18 protein-coding genes are annotated in these 20,480 nt (G+C 67.5%); 14 read left to right on the top strand and 4 right to left on the bottom strand.

What is annotated here, in order from left to right:
• Positions 1-109 precede the first annotated feature (109 nt).
• The gene (locus tag B9A95_RS23815; protein ID WP_084049538.1) at positions 110-958 is read left to right on the top strand and encodes a DUF937 domain-containing protein; all 849 of its coding nucleotides are present in this window, start codon (positions 110-112) and stop codon (positions 956-958) included.
• A 67-nt stretch (positions 959-1,025) separates the two neighbouring features.
• Here B9A95_RS23815 and cysK read toward each other — a convergent pair whose 3' ends face one another.
• Entirely contained in the window at positions 1,026-1,994 is a 969-nt protein-coding gene (cysK, locus tag B9A95_RS23810; protein WP_084049537.1) for a cysteine synthase A, read from the bottom strand.
• An 81-nt stretch (positions 1,995-2,075) separates the two neighbouring features.
• Here cysK and B9A95_RS23805 point away from each other — a divergent pair, with 81 nt between their 5' ends.
• Complete coding sequence (locus B9A95_RS23805; protein ID WP_084049536.1) at positions 2,076-2,918, top strand: metallophosphoesterase family protein; 843 nt, start codon at positions 2,076-2,078, stop codon at positions 2,916-2,918.
• A 58-nt stretch (positions 2,919-2,976) separates the two neighbouring features.
• Here the strand turns inward: B9A95_RS23805 and B9A95_RS23800 are convergent, their stop codons facing one another.
• Together B9A95_RS23800 and B9A95_RS23795 are read right to left on the bottom strand one after the other, a co-directional pair.
• Positions 2,977-4,860: a fasciclin domain-containing protein gene (locus tag B9A95_RS23800; protein ID WP_084049535.1), complete on the bottom strand. Its 1,884-nt coding sequence runs from the start codon at positions 4,858-4,860 to the stop codon at positions 2,977-2,979.
• Between the two features lie 241 nt (positions 4,861-5,101).
• Positions 5,102-8,233 carry an FtsK/SpoIIIE family DNA translocase gene (locus B9A95_RS23795; protein WP_084049534.1) on the bottom strand — a complete coding sequence of 1,044 codons (3,132 nt, stop codon included), beginning with the start codon at positions 8,231-8,233 and terminating at the stop codon, positions 5,102-5,104.
• A 142-nt stretch (positions 8,234-8,375) separates the two neighbouring features.
• Here B9A95_RS23795 and B9A95_RS23790 point away from each other — a divergent pair, with 142 nt between their 5' ends.
• Together B9A95_RS23790 and B9A95_RS23785 are read left to right on the top strand one after the other, a co-directional pair.
• Positions 8,376-8,831 (top strand): M67 family metallopeptidase, encoded by a 456-nt coding sequence (locus tag B9A95_RS23790; protein WP_342744608.1) that lies wholly within the window; start codon positions 8,376-8,378, stop codon positions 8,829-8,831.
• Positions 8,818-9,309: a P-loop nucleotide/nucleoside kinase family protein gene (locus B9A95_RS23785; protein ID WP_084049532.1), complete on the top strand. Its 492-nt coding sequence runs from the start codon at positions 8,818-8,820 to the stop codon at positions 9,307-9,309. The genes B9A95_RS23790 and B9A95_RS23785 overlap by 14 nt, the downstream gene beginning before the upstream one ends.
• Here the strand turns inward: B9A95_RS23785 and B9A95_RS23780 are convergent.
• Positions 9,287-9,526, bottom strand: a complete 240-nt coding sequence (locus B9A95_RS23780; protein WP_084049531.1) for a hypothetical protein — start codon at positions 9,524-9,526, stop codon at positions 9,287-9,289. The genes B9A95_RS23785 and B9A95_RS23780 overlap by 23 nt on opposite strands.
• 101 nt (positions 9,527-9,627) lie before the next feature.
• On the opposite strand from B9A95_RS23780, the gene B9A95_RS23775 reads away from it, so the two are divergent.
• From B9A95_RS23775 to B9A95_RS23730, 10 genes are all read left to right on the top strand, one after another.
• Positions 9,628-10,380, top strand: a complete 753-nt coding sequence (locus B9A95_RS23775) for a sulfite exporter TauE/SafE family protein (RefSeq protein ID WP_084049530.1) — start codon at positions 9,628-9,630, stop codon at positions 10,378-10,380.
• A complete protein-coding gene (locus B9A95_RS23770) occupies positions 10,377-10,646 on the top strand; it encodes a hypothetical protein (RefSeq protein WP_084049529.1) in 270 nt (89 codons plus the stop codon). The genes B9A95_RS23775 and B9A95_RS23770 overlap by 4 nt, the downstream gene beginning before the upstream one ends.
• A gap of 387 nt (positions 10,647-11,033) precedes the next feature.
• Positions 11,034-11,195 carry a hypothetical protein gene (locus tag B9A95_RS35685; protein WP_245808461.1) on the top strand — a complete coding sequence of 54 codons (162 nt, stop codon included), beginning with the start codon at positions 11,034-11,036 and terminating at the stop codon, positions 11,193-11,195.
• A gap of 31 nt (positions 11,196-11,226) precedes the next feature.
• On the top strand, positions 11,227-12,345 hold the full coding sequence (locus B9A95_RS23765; protein WP_245808460.1) for a transposase: 1,119 nt from the start codon (positions 11,227-11,229) through the stop codon (positions 12,343-12,345).
• Positions 12,346-13,199: 854 nt separating this feature from the next.
• Positions 13,200-13,442, top strand: a complete 243-nt coding sequence (locus B9A95_RS23755) for a hypothetical protein (protein ID WP_084049527.1) — start codon at positions 13,200-13,202, stop codon at positions 13,440-13,442.
• 48 nt (positions 13,443-13,490) lie between these two features.
• On the top strand, positions 13,491-15,824 hold the full coding sequence (locus tag B9A95_RS23750; protein WP_084049526.1) for a 3-hydroxyacyl-CoA dehydrogenase/enoyl-CoA hydratase family protein: 2,334 nt from the start codon (positions 13,491-13,493) through the stop codon (positions 15,822-15,824).
• A 16-nt stretch (positions 15,825-15,840) separates the two neighbouring features.
• Positions 15,841-17,055 (top strand): alpha/beta hydrolase family protein, encoded by a 1,215-nt coding sequence (locus B9A95_RS23745; protein ID WP_084049525.1) that lies wholly within the window; start codon positions 15,841-15,843, stop codon positions 17,053-17,055.
• A complete protein-coding gene (locus tag B9A95_RS23740; RefSeq protein WP_084049524.1) occupies positions 17,048-18,256 on the top strand; it encodes a thiolase family protein in 1,209 nt (402 codons plus the stop codon). Before B9A95_RS23745 ends, B9A95_RS23740 begins: the two co-directional genes overlap by 8 nt.
• A 191-nt stretch (positions 18,257-18,447) precedes the next feature.
• Positions 18,448-19,653: a 23S rRNA (cytosine(2499)-C(5))-methyltransferase gene (locus B9A95_RS23735; RefSeq protein ID WP_084050939.1), complete on the top strand. Its 1,206-nt coding sequence runs from the start codon at positions 18,448-18,450 to the stop codon at positions 19,651-19,653.
• A 3-nt stretch (positions 19,654-19,656) separates the two neighbouring features.
• Positions 19,657-20,289, top strand: a complete 633-nt coding sequence (locus B9A95_RS23730; RefSeq protein ID WP_084049523.1) for a LysE family translocator — start codon at positions 19,657-19,659, stop codon at positions 20,287-20,289.
• The last annotated feature ends 191 nt before the right edge of the window (positions 20,290-20,480 follow it).

Here is a 20,480-nt window from a genome sequence, read left to right as displayed (position 1 = left end):
TTACCGAAGGTCAGCGAACCCTAAGTGCCCGTCGCGTTCCCACCTCACCGCCTCTGCTTACCCTGAAACTTGAACTTCGCAGCACTTGGACATCCAGGAGGTAAACACCATGATGGACCTGCTCAACACGCTTGGCGGAATGGGCCAGGCAAGCCAGACGATCGGCCAGCAGCTCGGCACCTCACCCGCTCAGACCGAGGCCGCGCTGGAAGCCGCCGTGCCGCTGCTGCTCGGCGCGATGGGACGCAATGCGCAAGACCCCATGGGCGCGCAGTCGCTCGCGGGCGCGCTCGACCAGCACGACGGCTCGGCGCTGGATCTCTTCGGCCAGGGGCAGGCGCCGGACCCCTTTGCGGGGCAGCAGATTCTGGGCCACGTGTTCGGGGGGCAGCAGCAGTCCGCCGTCAACGCGGTCAGCCGCCGCGCGGGCATCGATCCGGGCCTCGCCCTGCAAATCCTCTCCATGGCTGCGCCGCTCGTGCTGGGCTACCTCAGCCGTCGCCGCCAGGGAGGCGGGATGGCTGGAGGAATGGGCGGCGGCGTCGACATGGGCTCAATTCTGGGCGGCATCCTCGGCGGCATGGGCGGTGGCCTCGGCGGAATGCTGGGCGGCGGACAGCATCAGCCGTCCCAATACCAGCCGCCGCAGTACCAGCCGCCGCAGGACGGTGGGCTCGGGGGCGCCCTGGGTGGCTCGGTGCTGCCGGGGTATGTGCCCGACAACCAGGGCGATGGCAGGCAGGGCCAGGGCGGCGCAGCAGGCTATGGACAGCCCGACTCCGGTGATGGGGGCGGCCTGGGCGGCGGTCCCTTCGGTCAGCCCAGCAGCGCCGGAACGGGTCAGATGGGGGGACAGATGGGCGGGATGATCGGCACGCTGAACAACGTGCTGGACCGGGACGGCGACGGCAACGCGCTCAATGACCTGATCGGGATGTTTGGGGGCGGGCGGAAGTAGGGAGCAGTCAGCCGTTCGCCACAGCCCCCGGTCACGCGCCGGGGGCTCCTGTTTGGGCGTTCTGCCCTTAGCTTTCTGCTTCCTCCGCCCGTTCGCGGGAGTATGCCTTGTATCCTTTCGGTGTGCCTGTCCGGCGGTCATCAAAGAGGCTGGTGGTCAGGTAGCGTGCGCCCGTGTCGCAGGCGATGGTGGCCACGCGCTTTCCCGGTCCCAGCCGCCGGGCCACGTCCAGCGCCGCCCACGCCATCGCGCCGCTGCTCATGCCGACAAAGACACCCTCCTCGCGCGCGAGTCGCCGGGCGAGGGGATAGGCGTCTTCCTCCCAGACCGGGATGATGTCGTCAATCACCGAGCGGTCCAGGTTCTCCGGAATAAAGCCTGGGCCCATGCCCTGAAAGCCGTGTTCGCCGCGTTCGCCGCCCGACAGGACGTTGCTGCGGGCAGGTTCCACGGCGATGACCCGCACCCCGGGGTTTTGCCGCTTGAGGTAACGCCCCACGCCACTGATGGTGCCGCCCGTGCCCGTGCCGTACACGAAGGCGTCGATGCGGCCTTCCATCTGCCCCCACAGCTCGGGGCCGGTGGTGCGCTCGTGGGTGGCGGGGTTGGCGGGGTTGGTGAATTGCCCGAGCATCACCGCGCCCTGCTCACGCTCGATGCGCTCGGCCTCCTCGATGGCGGCCAGCATGCGGCGCTCAGGGTCAGTAAGCACCAGTTCGGCGCCGTAGGCGGTCAGGGTGCGCTTGCGTTCCTCGCTCATCTGGGAGGGCATGCACAGGATCAGCCGGTAGCCCCGCGCCGCCGCCACCTGCGCCAACCCGATGCCGGTGTTGCCGCTCGTGGGTTCCACGATGGTGCCCCCCGGCTTCAAGCGGCCCCGCCGCTCGGCGTCCTCCACCAGCCCCAGCGCCGTGCGGTCCTTGATGCTGCCGCCCGGATTGAGCCCCTCCAGCTTCACGAACACGTCCCCCATGTCCGGCTCCACCACCCGCCGCAGTTGTACGAGCGGCGTCTGGCCCACGAGTGCGTCAATCATGCGGGCAGGATAGAGCCCCCAGAGGGCGGCGATCGGTCAACCCACGAAGCCGGGGGCTGATTGCCGAGAGCTTCCTCTACAATGCCCCCCGTGCGCGTGGCCCTGATCGCCGATATTCACGGCAATGCCGACGCCCTGAGGGCGGTGCTCGGCGATGCGCGGGCACAGGGGGCCGAGCGCCTGATCGTCAACGGCGACGTGGTGAACAGGGGGCCAGATTCGGTCGAGGCCCTGACGCTGCTGCTCGCGCAGGACGATGCGGCGTTCACGCTGGGAAACCACGACGACCTGCTGTATCTGTGGCGCACCCGCAGCGGGGCGCTGCCGGGCGACTGGTTTACCGATCCTTTCTGGGGCGCGACGGACTGGAGTGCGGAGCAACTGGACCGCGCAGGGCTGCTGCGCGTGCCGCAAGCCTGGCCCATGACCCTCCGCCTGACCGAAGTGGGTCTACCGGACCTGCTGATCGCCCACGGCACGCCCGCCCACTACCGAGAGAGCCTGAGCGAGAAGACCCGGCCCGAACGGGTGGCCGAGCTGGCAGGCGGAGCAGGGGTACTGATCGGCTCGCACATCCACCGTCCGGCACAGGCCTCCTTCGCAAACGTGCAGGTGCTGAACACGGGCGCGGTGGGAGCCCCGGCCAACGGTGATCCCCGCGCCCAGTACCTGCTGCTCACGGCCACGCCCTCCGGGTGGGTGCCCGAGTTCCGCGCCGTGCCCTATGACCGCTCGGGCGTTTTGCGCCGCTTCGAGACGAGCGGGCTGCTCTCTACGGGATTGAGCGCCGAAATTTTCCGCGACGAGGTCCTGACTGCCCGCAGCCTCTATACGCCCTACTGGATGTGGACCGAGGAACGCGGGCTGTCCCGGAATGCCCAGACCTGGGCCGCGTTTCAGCGGCTGTTTCCTCCGAAGCGCTGAGGGCGGGGCCAACGGAAAACCGCCTGCACGGGGCAGGCGGTTTTCAGACCGGAGGGGTTCAGGGCGTGGGCATCAGCACGGTGTCGATGACGTACACCAGGCCGTTGCTGGCCGTGAGGGGCGCACCCGCCGTGATGGTCGCGGTGCCGATCATGGTGCGGTCGGGGTTGGTCATGCGCGTCAGGGTCAGCTTGCCGTTGCCCGCGCTGGTCAGTTCGGGACTGCTTGCCAGGGCCGTCTCGGTCACGCGGCTGGGGACCACGTGGAACAGCAGCACCTGCTTGAGCTTGGCCGGGTCGTTGCCCAGGGCGGTCAGGTCAGCGGGGGTGATCTTGGCGAAGGCGTCGTTGGTGGGCGCGAAGACCGTGTACTCACCGCTGCCCAGCGTCTCTGCCAGCCCAGCCTTCTGCACCAGATCCACCAGGGTGGAGAAGCGGGGGTCGCCCGCGAGCAGGGCCGTGAGGGTGCCGGTGGGAGCGGCTGCGGTGGTCGTGGTGGTCGTGGTGGTCGTCGCTTCGGTGGTGGTCGTGGCAGCCGCGTCGGCGGGAGCCGCCTCCACGACCTCGGCAGCGGGCAGCGTGAAGTTGGGGGGCATCAGCACGCGGTCGACGATGTAGATGTTGCCGTTGCTCGCCGTGGTGATTGCGCCGCCGACGTCGACGGTCGCGTCACCGATGCGTGTGCCGTTCTCGGTGAGGGTGATCGCGCTGCCCTGCACGCTGTTCAGGGGGGTGGCGGCTGTGGACAGCTGCGCGGCGCTGAGGCGGCCCTGCACGACGTGGTAGGACAGCACGGCCTTCAGGGCGTCGGGGTTGGCCGACAAGATGGCCAGCGTACCTTCTGGCAGCGCGTCGAAGGCCTCGTTGGTGGGCGCGAAGATGGTGTAGTCGCCGCTCGTCAGCATCTCGGTCAGGCCGGCGTCGCTGATCAGGTCGCGCAGTGTGCTGAAGCGGTCATCGGCCACGATCACGTCGTACAGCGTGTTCGACTCGGCGGCCGTCTCCGCGCTTGCGTCGGTGGCCGCCGTCTCCGTGGTGGCCGTTTCAGTGGTGCTCGTCTCCGTTGTGGCCGCGTCGGTGGTCGCCGTGTCGGTGGTGGTGGCGTCGGTGGTGCTCGCGTCGGTGGTCGCCGTGTCGGTGGTGGTGCCCGTCTCCGTCGTGGTGCCCGTGCTGCTCGCGCCGCTGACGGTGGCACCGCTCAGGGGCAGGGCGGGAATCTGCGAGATGTCGAAGGCCGGGGCCGCCGCCGCTGGCGTGGCCGTGTCGGTCGTGGTGGTCTCGGTGGTCGTTTCCGCTGCTCCGGTCGCGTCCGTTGCTGCTGCAGGCTCAGCGGCGGGCTCCGCGGCGGCTGCGGGCTCGGCGGCGGCTGCGGGCTCAGCGGCGGCTGCGGGCTCGGCGGCTGCGGGCTCGGCGGCTGCGGGTGCGGCGGCCGTCATGGGGGGTATCAGCACGGCGTCAATCACGTGAATCACGCCGTTGCAGGCCTGGACGTCGGCCTTTACCACATTCGCGCCGTTGATCATTACGCGTCCGCCGGAAGTCATGACCGTTACGTTCGTGCCCTGCACGGTCTTGGCGCTCTTGACGCTCATCACCTGCTTGGCCGACATCTGACCAGTCATCACGTGGTACAGCAGCACGTTGTTGAGCATGTCCGGATCGTTGAGCACCGCCGCAAGCTGATCGCTGGGGACCTTGGCGAAGGCCGCGTTGGTGGGCGCGAACACCGTGTAGGAACCAGTGGTCAGCGACTCGGCGAGTCCGGCGGCCTGCACGGCCGTCAAGAGGGTGCTGAACTGCGGGTCACCCGACAGGATCTGGGCGATGGAACGGCAGGCTCCGGCCGCCGTGGCCGGCTTGGTCACCGGCGCGCCCGCGCCTCCGGCGAGGGCGGGTGTGGCGAGCATCAGGCTGAGCGTGAGCAGGCTGGTTTGCTTCTTCATGAATTCACCTCTGAATTGAGCTTTCTGTCCCTCAATCTTCACCAAGCCCCGCCAAAAAGCAACTTTTGGAGCTTTTCAGACAGGACTCCTAAACAAAAGGGCGGACGCTTTTTGCTCCTGCCTCATGGTGGCCTCATTCCGGGAGAGGGCCGGTTCAGCCTGCGCGCAGGGACTGGCTGGAATCCAGAAATGGCGAAGGGGGCGGCGCGCGCGCCGCCCCTCTCCAGCCCACCGACTGTCCTCACCGCCCGAAGTACTCGGGCAGGTCCGCCTCGGTGATCAGGACGTCTCTGGGCTTGCTGCCCTGGTGTTTGGAGACGATCCCCATCGCTTCGAGCATGTCCATCAGCTTGCCCGCCCGCGCGTGCCCCACCGAGAGGCGGCGCTGGAGCCGCGACACGCTGCCCTGGCCCTCCTCGATGCAGATCAGCGCGGCCTGGCGCAGGTGGGGGTCCGAGAAGTCCATGTTGCCCTTGTCCACCGTGGGGCCGCTCGCCTCCGGCGCGCCGTCGAAGTCGGTGCCGTAGGCCTCGCCAAAGGCGTCGTCGAAGACCTGCCGCCGCAACTCATCGGTGATGCGGGCGGATTCCACCTCGCTGATGTACGGCCCCTGCAACCGCTGCGGCTTGATCAGTCCCGGCTGGTAGAACAGCATGTCGCCCATGCCTGTCAGGCGCTCGGCCCCCACCGCGTCCAGAATGGTGCGCGAGTCGTGGCTGGAGGAGACCGCGAAGGCGATGCGGGCGGGCACGTTCACCTTGATGAGGCTGGTCAGAATATCCACGCTCGGCCGCTGGGTGGCGAGCATCAGGTGCATCCCCGTCGCGCGGGCCATCTGCGCCAGGCGCATGATCGCCGACTCAACTTCCTTGGGCGAGGTGATCATCAGGTCTGCGAGCTCGTCGATGATGATCACCAGGTGCGGCAATTCGGGCTCGCCCACCTGACGCATCTTGGCGTTGAACTGCTCCAGGTTCTTCGCGCCCACCTGGCTCATCATCTTGTAGCGCCGCTCCATGTGCGCCACCGCGCCCAGCAGCACGCCCGCCGCGTCCATCGGGTTGGTCACCACCGGCCGCACGAGGTGGGGAATGCCGTCGTAGGGCGTGAGCTCCACCATCTTGGGGTCTACCATCAGGAAGCGCAGCTCGCCTGGCAGGTAACGGTACAGCAGCGATGTGATCAGGGTGTTCACGCACACCGACTTGCCCGAGCCCGTGGACCCCGCGATCAGGAGGTGCGGCATCTTGGCGAGGTCCCCCACCATGAGTTCGCCGTCGATGCTCTTGCCCAGGATGATGGGCAACTTGGCGCGCGAGTTGCGGAAGGTGGCGGCGGCGGCGGCCTGGTGAAAGGTGACGGGCTCACGCTCGGCATTGGGCACTTCCAGGCCGATCACGCTCTTGCCGGGGACCGGAGCTTCCACGCGCACCCCACCCACCGCCAGTGCGCGGGCGAGGTCGTTTGACAGTGAAGCGATGCGGCTGATCTTCTCACCGGGAGCAGGCTCGATCTCGTAGCGGGTCACCGTGGGGCCCCGCGCGAAGTCCACCACCCGCGCCTGCAGGTTGAAGTGCCGCAGGGTCTGGTCGATCACGCCGGCCCGCTGCCGGGCCGATACGTCGAGCTGGGCGGTGTTGACCGCCGCCGCCGGAATGGGATCGAGCAACTCGTACCCCGGCAGTGCGGGGTCCACCGCGCCCTGTGTGGGGCGGCGGCGCTCGGGTTGGGCCCGTTCGGGGGTGGCACTTTCCCAGGGGGCGGCGTTCTCTTCGGTGTCCTCTCCCGTTCCATTTGCCGCCGCGGGTGGACGGGCCGCCGTCACCGTCGGTGCCGCTCCCGCTCCGCTCAGTACAGGCTCGGGGCGGGCGGGAACGGAGATGGAGGGAGCGGCGCCGAGGACCACCGCCGCAGAGGGGAGGGGAGAGGCCGGGAGGGAGGGCAGGGGCGGCGCGCCCTTGCCTGCGGCGCCAATCTGCGGCGCGGCGCCGGTGAAGTCGAAGTCGAGGGCCGGAATCGCGGCGTGGTTCCCGTCCACCTGTGGGCTGCCGAGTTGCGCCGCCGTGCCGGCCTGTACGGCCATGGCCTGCGCCCGCTCCAGCGCTTCCCGCTGCGCGAGGTCCAGACGCTCGCGCCACTGGACCTGGGCGGCCAGCGTGCCGCCAGGGTCGGCGGCCAGCGCCTCGGCCAGGGAAGCGGCGAGTTCGGTGGGCGCGCGGTCGAAGGCGGCGGCGAGGTCCGGCCAGCCAGGGTAGTGCTGCTCGCGGGCGCGCCACTCGGTAAAGTCCTCGGCCAGTTCGCGCCAGGCCTTCTCGCGCTCGCGCTGGGCGGGCACCTCGCGGGCCAGGACTTGCGCGTCAGGTTTGCTGAGCGCCTTGGCGGCCGCCTGCCGCTCGCGCTCCAGCTTGCCCGCCCGGGCAGCAAGACGCTGCAGGTCCGCCAGCATGCCGCGGCGCAGCCGCTCCAGCGCTCCACTCGCCAGGGTGCTGGGCAGCTCCACCTTCAATTCGTGGCGTCCGGCGCGGACCTCGCCGAGCGCGGCCTCGGCCTCGGCTCCGGCGTCGGGAGCCTCAGCGATGATGCGCTCGCGCAGGTCGCGCGTCTCGTGGCCCACGAAGGTGTCCAGCACCTCCCGCCAGGCCGCCAGGTCGCGCTCGAACCCCTTCAGGCCCGCCTCGTCCAGATTTCGGAGCTCGCGTCCCACCGCGCGCACCTCCTCCCCCTGGGCCTTGAGTTCCCCCGCCCCCGGGTAAAGCTTGCGCAGCAGTTCCAGGTCCCGCGTGTGCGCCGCAAGGTGCATTCGCGCCTCCGAACGGGCCCGTGCCGACTCGCGCCCGTCCTGCCGCGCCTCAATGGCCCCCTGGACCTGGGTGGTGGCCCCACCCAACAGCACGCTCAGGCCGCGGAACATGCCCTTGAGCAGCGTCAGCGGCGGCAGGCGCAGCATAATTTCCAGCCCCAGGGTCAGGGCCACGAGGGGAAACAGCGCCGCGGCGTAGCTCAGGCTGCCGCGCAGGGGCCCCACCGCGAGCGCGGCTCCCTCGCCCGCCTCACCGGGGCGCACCACCTCGTGCAGGGCGAGCAGGGAGACCACCACCACGGTGCCGCCCAGCACCCGCCGGGTCAGGCCGTTCAGATCACGGCCCAGAAACACCAGCACCCCGTAGGCCACCGGCACCACCGGCAGCAGGTACGCCGCCCAGCCCAGCCAACCGGTCATCGCCCGGTGGGTCTGTGCCATCAGGCCGCCCTCGGCCCCAGGCAGGCCCAGCGTGACCCCCAGGAAGATTCCCAGGGCGAACAACACCAGGCCCAGCGCCTCCCCATCAAAGCGGTTCACGGGTGGAGCAGGTTTTGCACGAGCCTTCGACATGGGTCACAGTGTACCTCAGCCCCCCATTTTTTCTGTGTCCCAAACCGCGCCCAGCGCACATTTTCCTGAGGGCGCCCCCCCATTCCCTCAGCGCCGGCTCATCAGCTTGTGCGGGCGGACTTTCCCCGCCACCTTTCGCCGCGTGCTGCTCCCCACTTGCCCCGATAATGCCGGAGTGGCCCTCTTTCTGCCCTTCATCCTGGTAAGCGCCCTGTGGGACCATGCCAAGCGGGAAGCGCCGCGAGAGTGTGTGGGGGCCATCGGCGGACATCGGCGCGGCGCGGCAGCCGAGGCCGTCGCCCTGTATCCCCTTGCCAACGTCTCGCCGGACCCTGAACGGACCTACCTGGCCGATGCGGGCCACCTGCTGCGCGCCCTCAAGGCGATGCAAGCGGCAGACCTCACGCTCGTCGCCCTGTACCACAGCCACCCGCATGGCCCAGGCTGGCCCAGCGAAACCGATACCCGGCTGGCCGCCTACCCGGTGCCCTACGTGATTGCGGACCTGAGGGCACGCACGCTGGCCGCGTACCTGCTGCCGGGGGGCACGCCCGTTTCCCTGAGGCTGGGGCAGAGCGGCGAGAATGGGCAGGTCTGAGCCCGCCATCCACGCCCTGCACGGCTTTCTGGGCAGCGGCAAGACCACCCTCGCCCGTCAACTGGAGTGCGGGCTGCCGGGAATGCGCTTTACCTCCGACGAGTGGATGGTGGCGCTGTACAGTCGGGACCCACCCGCTGAACTGTTTCCGGTTTACTTCGCTCGGGTAATGGCCGTGATGGAGGGGCAGTGGACGCGGGCGCTGCGCCTGGGGGTGCCCGTGATTCTGGACCACGGTTTCTGGACACGTCAGGAGCGCGACGACTTACGCGCGAAAGCCGCCGCTCTGGGTGTACCGCTGATCCTCTATACCTTGGACTTGCCTGGGGGCGAGGCGCTGCGCCGCATCCGCTCGCGCAACGGAGAGGCGGGAGCTCTTTTCATTGCCGACGAGACGTACTGGCTCTTGCGCGCCCGCTTTCAGCCCCTGGAGCCCGGCGAGGAGGCCGTGTCCGTTACCCCAGGCCCTCCACGCTGACGATGTAAAAGGTGGGCAGGTCCCCCTCCACGTCCGCGATGCGGTAGCGCTTCTGCCCGTGCTCGGTGTTGAGCAGCACCTGGCCGTCTCCCCGCTGGGCACGCAGCAGGGCCTGCCAGTCTTCTTCCGTCACGCTGCCGGGAATCAGGGCGATGCGGTCCTGCCCGCTGCCGTCGCTCATGCTGCCCACCACGATCCGGCCTGTCAGTTCTTCCATGCCCCAGCTTAGGCAGGCTTCCCGCCTGTGGGCGTGAGGGGAAACTTCAGAAACCCCCGGGCGGGGCCACGTGTTAGCCTCGGCCCCGTGATCTTGCCTTGATGTTCGCCGTCATCGGAGTGGGCCTGCTCGCCGGACTTCTGGGCGCGGTCCTGGGCCTGGGGGGCGGCGTCATCGTCGTGCCCGCGCTGGAATTCGTGTTGCCGCACTTCGGGCGCGACATCACCATCGGTCAGGCGGTGGCGGTGTCGCAGGTTGGCGTGCTGGCCGTGGGGCTCAGCGGTGCCGCCAGCTACCTGCAGCAGGGGCTGGTGCGGGCACGGACAGGCTATCTGCTCTCGCCGTACACCATTCTGGGCGGAGCCCTGGGCTCGTTTCTGGGATTGGTGCTGCCCGCCCGCGCGGTGGCGACGGTGTTCGCCCTGCTGCTGCTGTACTCGGCCTACAACCTGTTGCGCGGCCTGAAGCGTGTAGAAGTTGAGCGCGAACCGAGCCGCCTCGTTCCCCCCGCCATGACGTTCGCGGGCGTGATGAGCGGTCTGCTGGGAATCGGAGGGGGCACCGTTCAGGTTCCGGTTCTCAACCTGCTTGCCGGAGTTCCCATCCGGCAGGCCATCGCCACGAGCACCTTCATCATGGGCCTGACGGCCGTGGGCAACGCGTTGGTGTATCAGGCGGGGGGGCTGCTGGACGTGCGGCTCGCGGCGGGCGTGGCGCTCGGGGTCCTGGTGGGAGCGCGGGCTGGGGCCACGTTGCAAAGCCGGATTCCCGCGGCGCAGCTCAAGCTGTTTTTCAGCCTGTTGCTGATTTTTACCGCTGGGCAGTTGCTGTGGAAATACTGGGGGCGGGGATGACGCCGCAAAAGCCGGAGAACGAACTCGCCGGGCTGCCCACCTGGCTCTATCCGACTGGGTTTTGGGCGGCGGTCGTTCTTCTGGCCGGCGGTGTCTTGTTTCCCTCGATGGCCGTTCTGGGCGTGGTGTGCGTGGCGCTGGTGCCGGTGCTGGCTGCCGTATGGGTGGCGGTTTCGGCCTGGCGGATGGACCGCCGCTTGAGTGTGGCGGCGCTGGTGGCATTGGGGGGGCTGGGCGTGGTCTTTGCGGTCAAGGGGCTGCTTTAGGGGGCAGGGGTGCGTTCCCGCCAAGCTTCCCAACAGAGCTTTTTCATGCTGCTGGGAAGCCCGGGGAGTCCGTGGGCCAGGATCACGGGGAGCGCCGTTCCGCTCGCCCTGTTTGTTCAGCTGAAGCGTGGCGGCTTGTCGCCTTCGGCTGCCAGGGGTCCGTGCGTTGCGCGTAGGGGTGGTCTTTGGGGGTGGCGGGCGGTTCGCTTGGGAGAGGGCAGGGAAGGTGGGATAATTTTGCAGGCTCTTTTTCACGGGTCTGGGCGGGAAGCACGCGGCTTCAGCCGTGTGAGGGAGCGCCGGGCCGCCCGAAGGGCAGGATGCCGAAGCACCCGTTGAAGCCGAAGCCTCTTGTTCTTTCAAGGGCATTTCAATATTCTCTTCCGTTTGAAAATCACGCTCACCGCCAAGCTGAAGTTGCGGCATACCCCAGAGCAGAACGCCGCTCTGGACGCCGTGACGCTGGCTTTTCGGGACGCGCTGAATCACACCTCGCAAAAGGCGTTTGAGATGGGGAAGTGTTCGGGGGCCGCCAAGATTCAGAAATGAGGTGTACTCGCACCTCCGCGAGGAGATTGGCTTGCCCTCTCAGATGGCGTGCAGCGCTCGGCGTCAGGTCGCAGCCACCTACAAAGGGCTGTGGACGAAGCTCAAAAAGCACAACGAGCGCGAAGCCAGGCTGTGCCCCGAGAAGCCTCGGCGAAAGTTCCGCCCCTTCAACGCCGCCCCAAAGTTCTCCTCCCGCACGCTGGAATACCAGTACGGAAAGGACTACACCTGGAAAAAGGGGCAGCAGATCAGCGTCCTGACTCTTGAGGGCCGTCAGGTGATGGCCCACGAGGGGTACTCCAGGCACCTCAACCTCATCGCCCAGGGCTGTGAGGTGGGGGCCGCCAAGCTCTCCTACCAGAAGAGCAAGAAGCAGTATTCCCTGCTGGTCAGCCTGGAAGTGGATCTGCCCGACCCTCCGCCCGAAGACCACACCCGCATTGTCGGGGTGGATGCCGGGCAGCGGTATCACGCCGTCGTCACCGACAACCCGCAGCGCTCGAAGTTCTTCTCTGGCAAGTCGGTCAACCAGAAAAAAGACCACTTCGTCCGCATCCGCAAATCCTTGCAGCGAAAAGGCACCCGTTCCGCGACCCGCCGGTTGGTGGCGTTCTCAAGACGGGAGAGACGGTTCATCGCTCAGCGCAATCATTCCCTCGCTTCCCAGATTTTGAAGCTGTACCCCCATGCCCTGATCGGCCTGGGGAACCTGAAAGACATCCGCAGCCGCACAGCGGGACGGAGCAACCCGAAGGCCACCAAAAAGGCCAAGCGGGCGAAGCGCCGCCGTTCGCCGTGGTCATTTGCGGAACTTCAGACGTTCCTGGACTGCAAGGCTCCCCCCGTTGGGAGCATGGCGGTGAAGGTGGATGCCAATTACACCAGCCAGTCCTGTACGCGGTGCGGCTATACCCGCCGCGAGAACAGACCCGGGAAGGGACGGATGTTCGCGTGCAAGGGGTGTGGTTCTCAAGTACACGCAGGCCTTCGGGGTGGGCGAAATATCGCCTTGAGAACGTTGGTCATCCGGCAGGACCCGATGGCTACGGAGCACTTGTCCATTGCCCCCGATGTTGCGGACCTTGAAGCCAAAGCGGTGCGCCTCTCCCGGTACGCCGAGTTGCGGTGGAGTCCAGCAACAAGCGCGTGACTCCTGTCATGCGCCATTGACTGTTCCCCTGCCTCCCCAGGGCGCTTCCGTGGGGCGGCCCGCGCACGGCGTTTCGCACGGCGCCAGGCACCCGCCGGAGTTCGCGGGCGGAAGTCACGTGCCACCTCTGTGACCTTCCGCCTGGCGCGGCCCCGAGTCAGGGGCACCGACCGCCAGAGCGCTCTGCGGTTCAAGCCCAGTCCTTCCGGTCCTGGCCCCCATCCACAGCAGATCGGTCGGGTGAAGACCGCCCGCTTCACCCCTCCCGTCCGCGTGTTTGGCCGGGGAGACGGCGGGGACGCTCCGCGCGTGAGAGGCCGTGGCCTTCACGCTCGGCACGGCGGACTTCCTGTACCTGCTCCCGTTGGACGAGGCCGAAAAGCCCCTTGCGCCCCGCTCCGGAGCTGAGCTCCAAGCCGGTCCCAGGGCGTCCCGCCTTGTTCCTGAAGGTGCTGAACGCGGCAGGGCTCCATCCCCTGCGTTTCTGATGGAAAATTTGGAAGGTTCCTGGACCGGTGCGCGGGGACACTGGTTCGCGCCGTACCTGAAGGTGAGGGTCGGGCCAGGGTGGCTGGGCCAGATCCCAGAGCGGCTGCGGAAGACGGACACGGAATTCCCGAAAACGGTGCTGAGCGCATTTGACCCGATGGCGCCGCGCGTAGAAGGGGACCCCTCACGCCGCCTTTCTCCCCCATGCGCCTTCGGGCTCGCCGGGCTCGGTCAAAATGGAGTCTGCACGTTGACACCTGCGCTCACTACGCCGCCTTATATGGATTCCGGTGAATCAGTTATGAGATAACCCGTCAACTCCAGCAGACGCGCAACGCGGCGCAGCAGAGCGGGCAGGAAAAGCGGTGACGGGGAGGCGCGGCATCACCGGAGCGGACGGAATGGATGATCCGGACGCCGTACCAGACCTGGATGTCCAGCCCTTTGACCGAACGCGGCTCAACACGCTGGAGCGGGCGCTGGAGAAGGGGCCGAAGTTCGCCAGAGCTGTAGCCCCCGAGCAGCTCGGCATCCACCTGTGCGTAGGCGGGTACCTGGGCCATCTCGGAGTTCCCCTCCGGTGGACAAACGCCCCTGATACCCCCTAAACTTTGAACCAAGTTCAAGAATTCTGTTCAGACCATCCCGGAGGTCCAATGAAGATTCAGAAAGCCGCCGTTATCGGCGCGGGCGTGATGGGCGCAGCCATCGCCGCGCAGCTCGCCAACGCGGGCATTCCCGTCATCCTGCTCGACATCGTGTTGCCCGATCAGCCCGACCGCAACTTCCTCGCCAAGCAGGGCATTCAGCGGGCACTGAAGGCCCGGCCCGCCGCTTTCATGGATCCGGCCCGCGCGGCCCTCATCACGCCCGGCAACCTCGAAGACGACCTGAAGAAGCTGAAAGACGCCGACTGGATTCTGGAAGCCATCATCGAGAAGCTGGACGCCAAGCGCGAGCTGTGGACGCGGGTGGAGGCGGTGGCGAAGAAGTCGGCCATCATCTCCAGCAACTCCTCCGGCATCCCCATGCACCTCCAGATTGAGGGCCGCTCGGAGGACTTCCAGCGGCGTTTTGTCGGCGCGCACTTCTTCAACCCGCCGCGCTACCTGCACCTGCTGGAAGTTATTCCGACGCCCAAGACCGATCCCGAAATCTTGACGACCTTTTCCGAGTTCGGCGAACAGGTGCTGGGCAAGGGCGTCGTCATCGCCAACGACGTGCCCGGCTTCGTCGCCAACCGCATCGGCGTATACGGCATCGTCCGGGCCATGCAGCATATGGAAAAGACGGGGCTGACCCCCGACGAGGTGGACGGGCTGACGGGTCCCGTGCTGGGCCGCGCCAAGAGCGCCACCTTCCGCACCGCCGACCTCTCGGGCCTGGACATCATCTACCACGTGGCAAATGACCTCGGCAACGCCACGCCCACCGACGAGGACTTCAGCCTCACGGCCACCTTCAAGAAGCTGGTGGAAGAGAAAAAGTGGTTGGGCGACAAGACTGGCAGCGGCTTTTACAAGAAGACCAAAGACGAGAAGGGCAAGACCAAGATTTTGTCCCTGAACCTCAGCACCCTGGAATACGAGGACCGGGGCAGGGTGAAGGTGGCCGCCGTGGAGGCCGTCAAGAATCAGCCCCTTGAAGCGCGCGTGAAGGCCCTGTACGCCGCCGAGGGCAAGGAAGGCGACTTCCTGCGCGGCGTGATGAACGACGGGTTCTGGTACGCCGCCAAGATGGCCGGGAACGTGTCGAACCGCCTTCAAGACATCGACAACGCCCTGAAGTGGGGTTTTGGCTGGGAGCAGGGGCCATTCGAGACGATGGATACGCTCGGCGTGCAGGCCGTCATCGCCAACCTGGAAGCCCAGGGCCGCACGCTGCCGCCCCTCCTGCAGGCCATGAAGGACTCGGGCCGCGAGCGCTTCTACCAGGCCGAGGAAACGGTGACGCCCACCGGCGAGCCGACGAAGTATGAGGCGCCGTACTTTGTCCTGACGGACCTGAAAAAGGACGCCACGAAGGTGGTCAAGAAGCGCCCCGGTGCGAGCATCGTGGACCTGGGCGACGGCGTGCTGCTCGTGGAGTGGCACGCCAAGATGAACGCCCTGGGCGAGGACCAGTTGCGCGCTGTGCAAGACGCGCACAAGCTCGTGGGAGAGATGGGCTACGCGGGCCTCGTGCTGGGCAACCAGGGCGAGAACTTTAGCGCGGGGGCGAACCTGCCGCTGATCCTCTCGCAGGCCCAGGACGAGGAGTGGGACGAGCTGGACAGCGCCATCAAGCAGTTCCAGCAGGTCACGACTTCCATGCGTTTCAGCCCCCATCCCACCGTTGCGGCCCCCTTCGGCCTCGCGCTGGGCGGTGGCTGCGAGTTCTCCATCCACGCGGACCACATCGTCGCCAGCGCGGAGACGTACATGGGCCTGGTGGAAGTCGGTGTCGGTCTGATTCCTGGCGGTGGCGGCACAAAGGAAATGCTGCTGCGCTTCACGGACCAGCTTCAACCGAATCAGCCCCTGCTGCCCGCCGTGCAGCGTGCCTTTGAGCTGATCGGCACGGCCAAGGTGTCCACCAGCGCCCTGGAGGCCCGCAAGCTCGGCTTCCTGCGTGATCACGACACGGTGGTGATGAACAAGAACCACATCATCGAGGAAGCCAAGCGGATGGTGCTGGCCCTGGCCCCCGGCTACGTGATGCCCACGCCCCGGCAGGACATTCCCGTGATGGGCGACGCGGCGGTAGCCGCCGTCAAGCTCGCGCTGTACGGCATGACGGAAGGCGGCTACGCCACCAAGTACGACGCTGAGGTGGGCAAGCAGCTCGCCCGCGTGCTGTCCGGCGGCACGGGCAACAACCGGACCGCCAAGGTCAGCGAGCAGCATCTGCTGGACCTCGAACGCGAAGCTTTCCTGACCCTGCTGGGCAAGAAGGGCACCCAGGACCGCATTGCCCATATGCTGAAGACGGGGAAGCCTCTCAGGAACTGAGGGGGAGAATGAAGGCATGACCGAACGAACCCGCCCCCGCCTGTCTCTGGAGCGCCTGCGTAACGTCCGCAAGCGTCGTGCCCTCGGCTGGGCTGCGCTCGGCTACACGGTGGCCCTGCTGGCGGCGACCCTCGTGGGTGCAGACATTACCCTGCGGTCCAAGACGCGGTGGGTAAAGGGCGTGTTCGTGCCCGTGGGGCGGCGGAGCAATACCATCTGGCTTCCCGCCCTGCCCGAAACCCTTTCGCGCGGCGTCATCGGTATCGTTCCCCTGCGGCCCAACCGGGGACACGCGGTGCTGGGGCAGGCGAAAGTGGTCGGCACGCTCGTTCAGCGCTCCGTGCAGGAGGAGCGCGGCGTGCTTCCGAATGGCGCGGTGGCTTGGGCTTCTACGTTCGTCTACAACGGCACGCCTGCGCAACTGGGCGTCGTCTACGAAGACGTGACGGTGGCGACCGAGGTGGGGGAGATGCCCGCGTGGCACATCCCTCCTACCGGTGAGGTGCCGGACCGCGAGGACACCCTCGTGATCGTCGTCCACGGACATGGCGGCCAGCGGTCCCAGGCGCTGCGGATGCTTCCAGCATTGCGGCGCACCGGCGTGGGTTCCCTGTTTGTCACCTTTCGTAATGCTCACGGCGCGCCCAAGACCCGCACCGGCTTCCACACCCTGGGCGACGAGGAAGCCGAGGACGTGGTGGCGGCGCTGGACTGGGCGCGGGCGAAGGGCTACGGACGGGCGCTGCTCTACGGCTTCAGCATGGGTGGCAATGTGGTCTTGAGCGCGCTGCGCTCCAAGCACGCGCCGTTGCCCCTCCCCGTTGTGGGCGTGATGCTCGACTGCCCCGCGCTTGACTGGCGGGACGTGATCCGCTGGCAGGGACAGCGCTTCGGCCTTCCCGCGTTGATGGCGCAGCACACGGCCCGCTTCGTGCAGGCCCTCGTCACCTACCGCAGCGGGCAGGACTTCGACGCGGTGGACCAGCTGGCCGCCGCCCCCCGGCTAAACGTGCCGGTTCTCCTGTGGCACGGCACGCGCGACCGTACCATTCCGGTGACCCAGGCCGACGCGTTCGCCGCTGCCCGCCCCGATCTGGTGGAGTACCACCGCGTCGAGGGAGCCAAGCACATCCGCTGCTGGAACCTGGACCCCGAACAATACGATTTTGCGCTGGAAGGCTTCGTCTCCAGAATTCTTCCGGCGGAACAACAAGGAGAGCAACATGCGTGACGCAGTCATCGTTTCCGCCGTTCGGACCCCCGTGGGACGCGGCGTCAAAGGCACCCTCGCCAACACCCGGCCCGACGATCTCGCCGCCCTTGTGCTCAACGAGGCGGTTAAGCGCGCGGGTGTGGACGCCTCCATCGTGGAGGACGTGTACCTGGGCTGCGCGATTCCCGAGGCCGAGCAGGGTCTGAACGTGGCCCGCATGGCTGCGCTGCGCGCCGGAATGCCCGACACGGTGGGCGGCGTGACCGTCAACCGCTTCTGCTCCAGCGGCCTCCAGACCATCGCCATGGCGGCGGCAGCCATCCAGACCGGGCAGGCCGACGTGATGCTGGCGGGCGGCGTCGAGAGCATGAGCATGGTGCCCATGACCGGCCACAACCCGAGCCCCAACCCCGACCTCGTGGACGACCGTCCCGGCGCGTATATCGGCATGGGCCTGACCGCCGAGAACGTGGCCGCCAAGTACGGCGTAAGCCGCGAGGATCAGGACGCCTTTGCCTTCCGCAGCCACCAGCGCGCGGCGGCGGCGCAGGATTCGGGCAAGTTCGACGCTGAGATCGTGCCCGTGCCCGTGAAGGTGGACAAGGTCAAGGGCACCAAGGTCACGAGCACCACCGTGAGCTTCGACAAAGACGAGCTGATCCGCCGCGACGCCAACCTCGCCGATATGGCGAAGGTGCGCCCGGCCTTCAAGGCCACCGGTTCGGTCAGCGCGGCCAACTCCAGCCCCTTCAGCGACGGAGCGGCCGCCGTGCTCGTCATGAGCGGCGAGAAGGCGCAGGAACTGGGCGTGAAGCCCCTGGCGAAGTTCCTCGGCTTTGCGGTGGCGGGCGTGGAGCCCGAGCTGATGGGTATTGGTCCCGTCAAGGCGGTGCCCAAGGTGCTCGCCCAGACCGGCCTGACCCTGGACGACATCGACCTGATCGAGCTGAACGAGGCCTTCGCTGCCCAGAGCCTCGCCGTGGCCCGCGAACTCGGTCTGGACGAGGAGAAGATGAACGTCAATGGCGGCGCGATTGCGCTGGGCCACCCGCTGGGCTGCTCGGGCGCGAAGCTGACCACTTCCGCCATCTACGAACTTCAGCGGCGGGGCGGTGGCAAGGCCCTGATCACCATGTGCATCGGCGGCGGCATGGGCGCGGCGGGCGTGATTGAGGTTTACCCGGCAGAGTCGTCGGAGGGCGAGACGGCAGCGGACTGAGGTTCCAGCAAAAACAGGCGGCCCAGTGGGGCCGCTTTTTTATTTGCCCGTTTGGGCGAATGGTTTCAACTCAGCCCTGGCCGTCAGCCGGGAAAGCGCGAGGTGGCCCCTACCGGCGGGAGAGTAGGTTTCACGCAGTCTTGACGGCCAGGTGGCTCCTTCCTCACCGCCCCCTGCGCTACCCTGCCCCCATGTCTGCTTCTCCCCGTCTCCGGCTGCGTGTGAGCGCCCCTGCCGAATCGCACCTGCGGGCGGGTCACCCCTGGCTGTACGAAGGCAGCGTGCGGGAGCAAAACCGCGAGGGCGAGGCCGGAGAACTGGCCGTGGTGTATGACCGCCGGGACCGCTTTCTGGCGATTGGGCTGTACGATCCGCACTCGCCCCTGCGCCTGCGCGTGCTGCATGTGGGCCTGCCCGTCACCGTGGACGAGACGTGGTGGAGCACGCGGCTGGACACCGCCCTCCTGCGCCGCGCGTCCCTGTTTGGGCCGGATACCGACGGCTACCGGATGGTGAACGGCGAGAGCGACGGCTTTCCCGGGCTGGTGCTGGACCGCTACGCGGACACGCTGGTGCTGAAGGTCTACACCGCCGCTTGGTTTCCCCACCTGCCCCTGTTGCTGGGCCTGCTGGAAACGCGCTTTCCCGGCTTTCGTGCGGTACTGCGCCTCAGCCGCAATATTGAAGGGCGGGCGGAGGCAGCGGGGCTCCGTGACGGGCAGACGCTCGTGGGCGAGGAGCCCGGAGGCCCGGTCATCTTCTGCGAGACGGGCCTCCGGTTTGAGGCAGATGTGGTGCGCGGGCAAAAGACGGGTTTTTTTCTGGACCAGCGCGAAAACCGCCGACGGGTGGAGGGGCTGGCGAAGGGGCGGCGGGTGCTGAACGCCTTTTCCTTTTCGGGGGGCTTCTCGCTGTATGCAGCGCGGGGCGGGGCAAAGGAAGTCGTGAGCCTGGACATCAGCGCCCACGCTTTGGCCGGCGCGGCGCGGAACTTCGCCCTCAATGGGGATGATCTCCAGGTCGCCGCCTGTTTGCATGAGACCGTGCAGGCCGACGTGTTCGAGTGGTTGACCCAGACGAAGCGGAGCTTTGACCTCGTGGTGCTTGACCCCCCCTCGCTGGCCCGGCGCGAGGCCGAGCGGGAGGGGGCCATCCGCGCCTACGCGAAACTGGTGAACGACGGCCTGCGCCGCCTCGCGCCGGGGGGCATTCTGGTCAGTGCGTCGTGCAGCGCCCACGTCGGTGCGGACGAGTTCTTTGAGGCCGTGCGCGCGTCGGTGCGCCGCAGTGGCCGCCGCTTTCGCGAACTGCGCACGAGCCGCCACGCACCGGACCACCACGCCTCCTTTCCGGAAGCCGAGTACCTCAAGGCGATTTTCGTGCAGTTGGAGGACTGAAACGTGATTCCGCTGCACGATCTGCTGCTCTTTGCCCTGGCCGCCCTCGTGCTGGTGCTGACGCCGGGGCCAAACATGATGTACGTGGTGTCGCGCGCGCTGTTGCAGGGACGGCGGGCGGGCGTGCTGTCGCTGGGGGGCGTGCTGCTGGGATTTCTGGTGCATATGCTGGCGGCGTCGTTCGGCCTCTCGGCGCTGCTGCTGGCCGTGCCCTACGCCTACCTGGCCCTCAAGCTGGCCGGGGCCACCTACCTGCTATGGCTGGCGTGGCAGGCGGTCAAGCCGGGCGGAAGCTCGCCCTTCGCGCCCCGCACCCTGCCCCACGGTCCAGCCTGGCGGCTGGTTCAGATGGGCTTCATGACCAACCTGCTTAACCCCAAGGTGGCCGTGTTCTACCTGGCGCTGCTGCCGCAGTTCATCCGTCCGGAACGCGGGCCGCCCATCGTGCAGAGTCTGGTGCTGGGGCTGACCCAGATCAGCGTGAGTTGCCTGGTGAACTTCTCGCTGGTGATGACGGCGGGAAGCGTGGCGGCTTTTCTGGCGGCGCGCCCCCGGTGGGCCAGAATCCAGCGGCAGTGGATGGGGGCGGTGCTGGGTGGGCTGGCATTGCGCCTGGCGTTCGACCACGGCCGGTAATGCGGGCTCGGACTGGTTCTTGAACAAACCGGAAGACCGCCAGCTTGTCAACGCCATACCCGGAACCCGTTTCTCTCCTTCTCACTCTGCTCGGGTTCAGTCGCTGGCCGAGCGGTTCAATCGGAGTCTGCATAACAGGGGCTCCCGGGTGCACAGGCGAACGTGGGATATGCACGCACTTCCTTAAAACA

This window comes from Deinococcus hopiensis KR-140 (genome assembly GCF_900176165.1).
In the GTDB taxonomy this organism is placed as follows: Bacteria; Deinococcota; Deinococci; order Deinococcales; family Deinococcaceae; genus Deinococcus; species Deinococcus hopiensis.
The sequence above is the reverse complement of the archived record's forward strand: the minus strand, read 5'-3'. Positions and strand labels throughout refer to the sequence as shown.

Excerpts from the sequence above, each read along its gene's own strand:
- B9A95_RS23795 (WP_084049534.1), bottom strand. The coding sequence starts at position 8,233 with ATGTCGAAGGCTCGTGCAAAACCTGCTCCACCCGTGAACCGCTTTGAT.
- B9A95_RS23805 (WP_084049536.1), top strand. The coding sequence starts at position 2,076 with ATGCCCCCCGTGCGCGTGGCCCTGATCGCCGATATTCACGGCAATGCC.
- B9A95_RS23740 (WP_084049524.1), top strand. The coding sequence starts at position 17,048 with ATGCGTGACGCAGTCATCGTTTCCGCCGTTCGGACCCCCGTGGGACGC.
- B9A95_RS23780 (WP_084049531.1), bottom strand. The coding sequence starts at position 9,526 with ATGGAAGAACTGACAGGCCGGATCGTGGTGGGCAGCATGAGCGACGGC.
- B9A95_RS23800 (WP_084049535.1), bottom strand. The coding sequence starts at position 4,860 with ATGAAGAAGCAAACCAGCCTGCTCACGCTCAGCCTGATGCTCGCCACA.
- B9A95_RS23745 (WP_084049525.1), top strand. The coding sequence starts at position 15,841 with ATGACCGAACGAACCCGCCCCCGCCTGTCTCTGGAGCGCCTGCGTAAC.
- B9A95_RS23815 (WP_084049538.1), top strand. The coding sequence starts at position 110 with ATGATGGACCTGCTCAACACGCTTGGCGGAATGGGCCAGGCAAGCCAG.
- B9A95_RS23775 (WP_084049530.1), top strand. The coding sequence starts at position 9,628 with ATGTTCGCCGTCATCGGAGTGGGCCTGCTCGCCGGACTTCTGGGCGCG.
- B9A95_RS23735 (WP_084050939.1), top strand. The coding sequence starts at position 18,448 with ATGTCTGCTTCTCCCCGTCTCCGGCTGCGTGTGAGCGCCCCTGCCGAA.
- B9A95_RS23785 (WP_084049532.1), top strand. The coding sequence starts at position 8,818 with ATGGGCAGGTCTGAGCCCGCCATCCACGCCCTGCACGGCTTTCTGGGC.
- B9A95_RS23770 (WP_084049529.1), top strand. The coding sequence starts at position 10,377 with ATGACGCCGCAAAAGCCGGAGAACGAACTCGCCGGGCTGCCCACCTGG.
- B9A95_RS23750 (WP_084049526.1), top strand. The coding sequence starts at position 13,491 with ATGAAGATTCAGAAAGCCGCCGTTATCGGCGCGGGCGTGATGGGCGCA.
- cysK (WP_084049537.1), bottom strand. The coding sequence starts at position 1,994 with ATGATTGACGCACTCGTGGGCCAGACGCCGCTCGTACAACTGCGGCGG.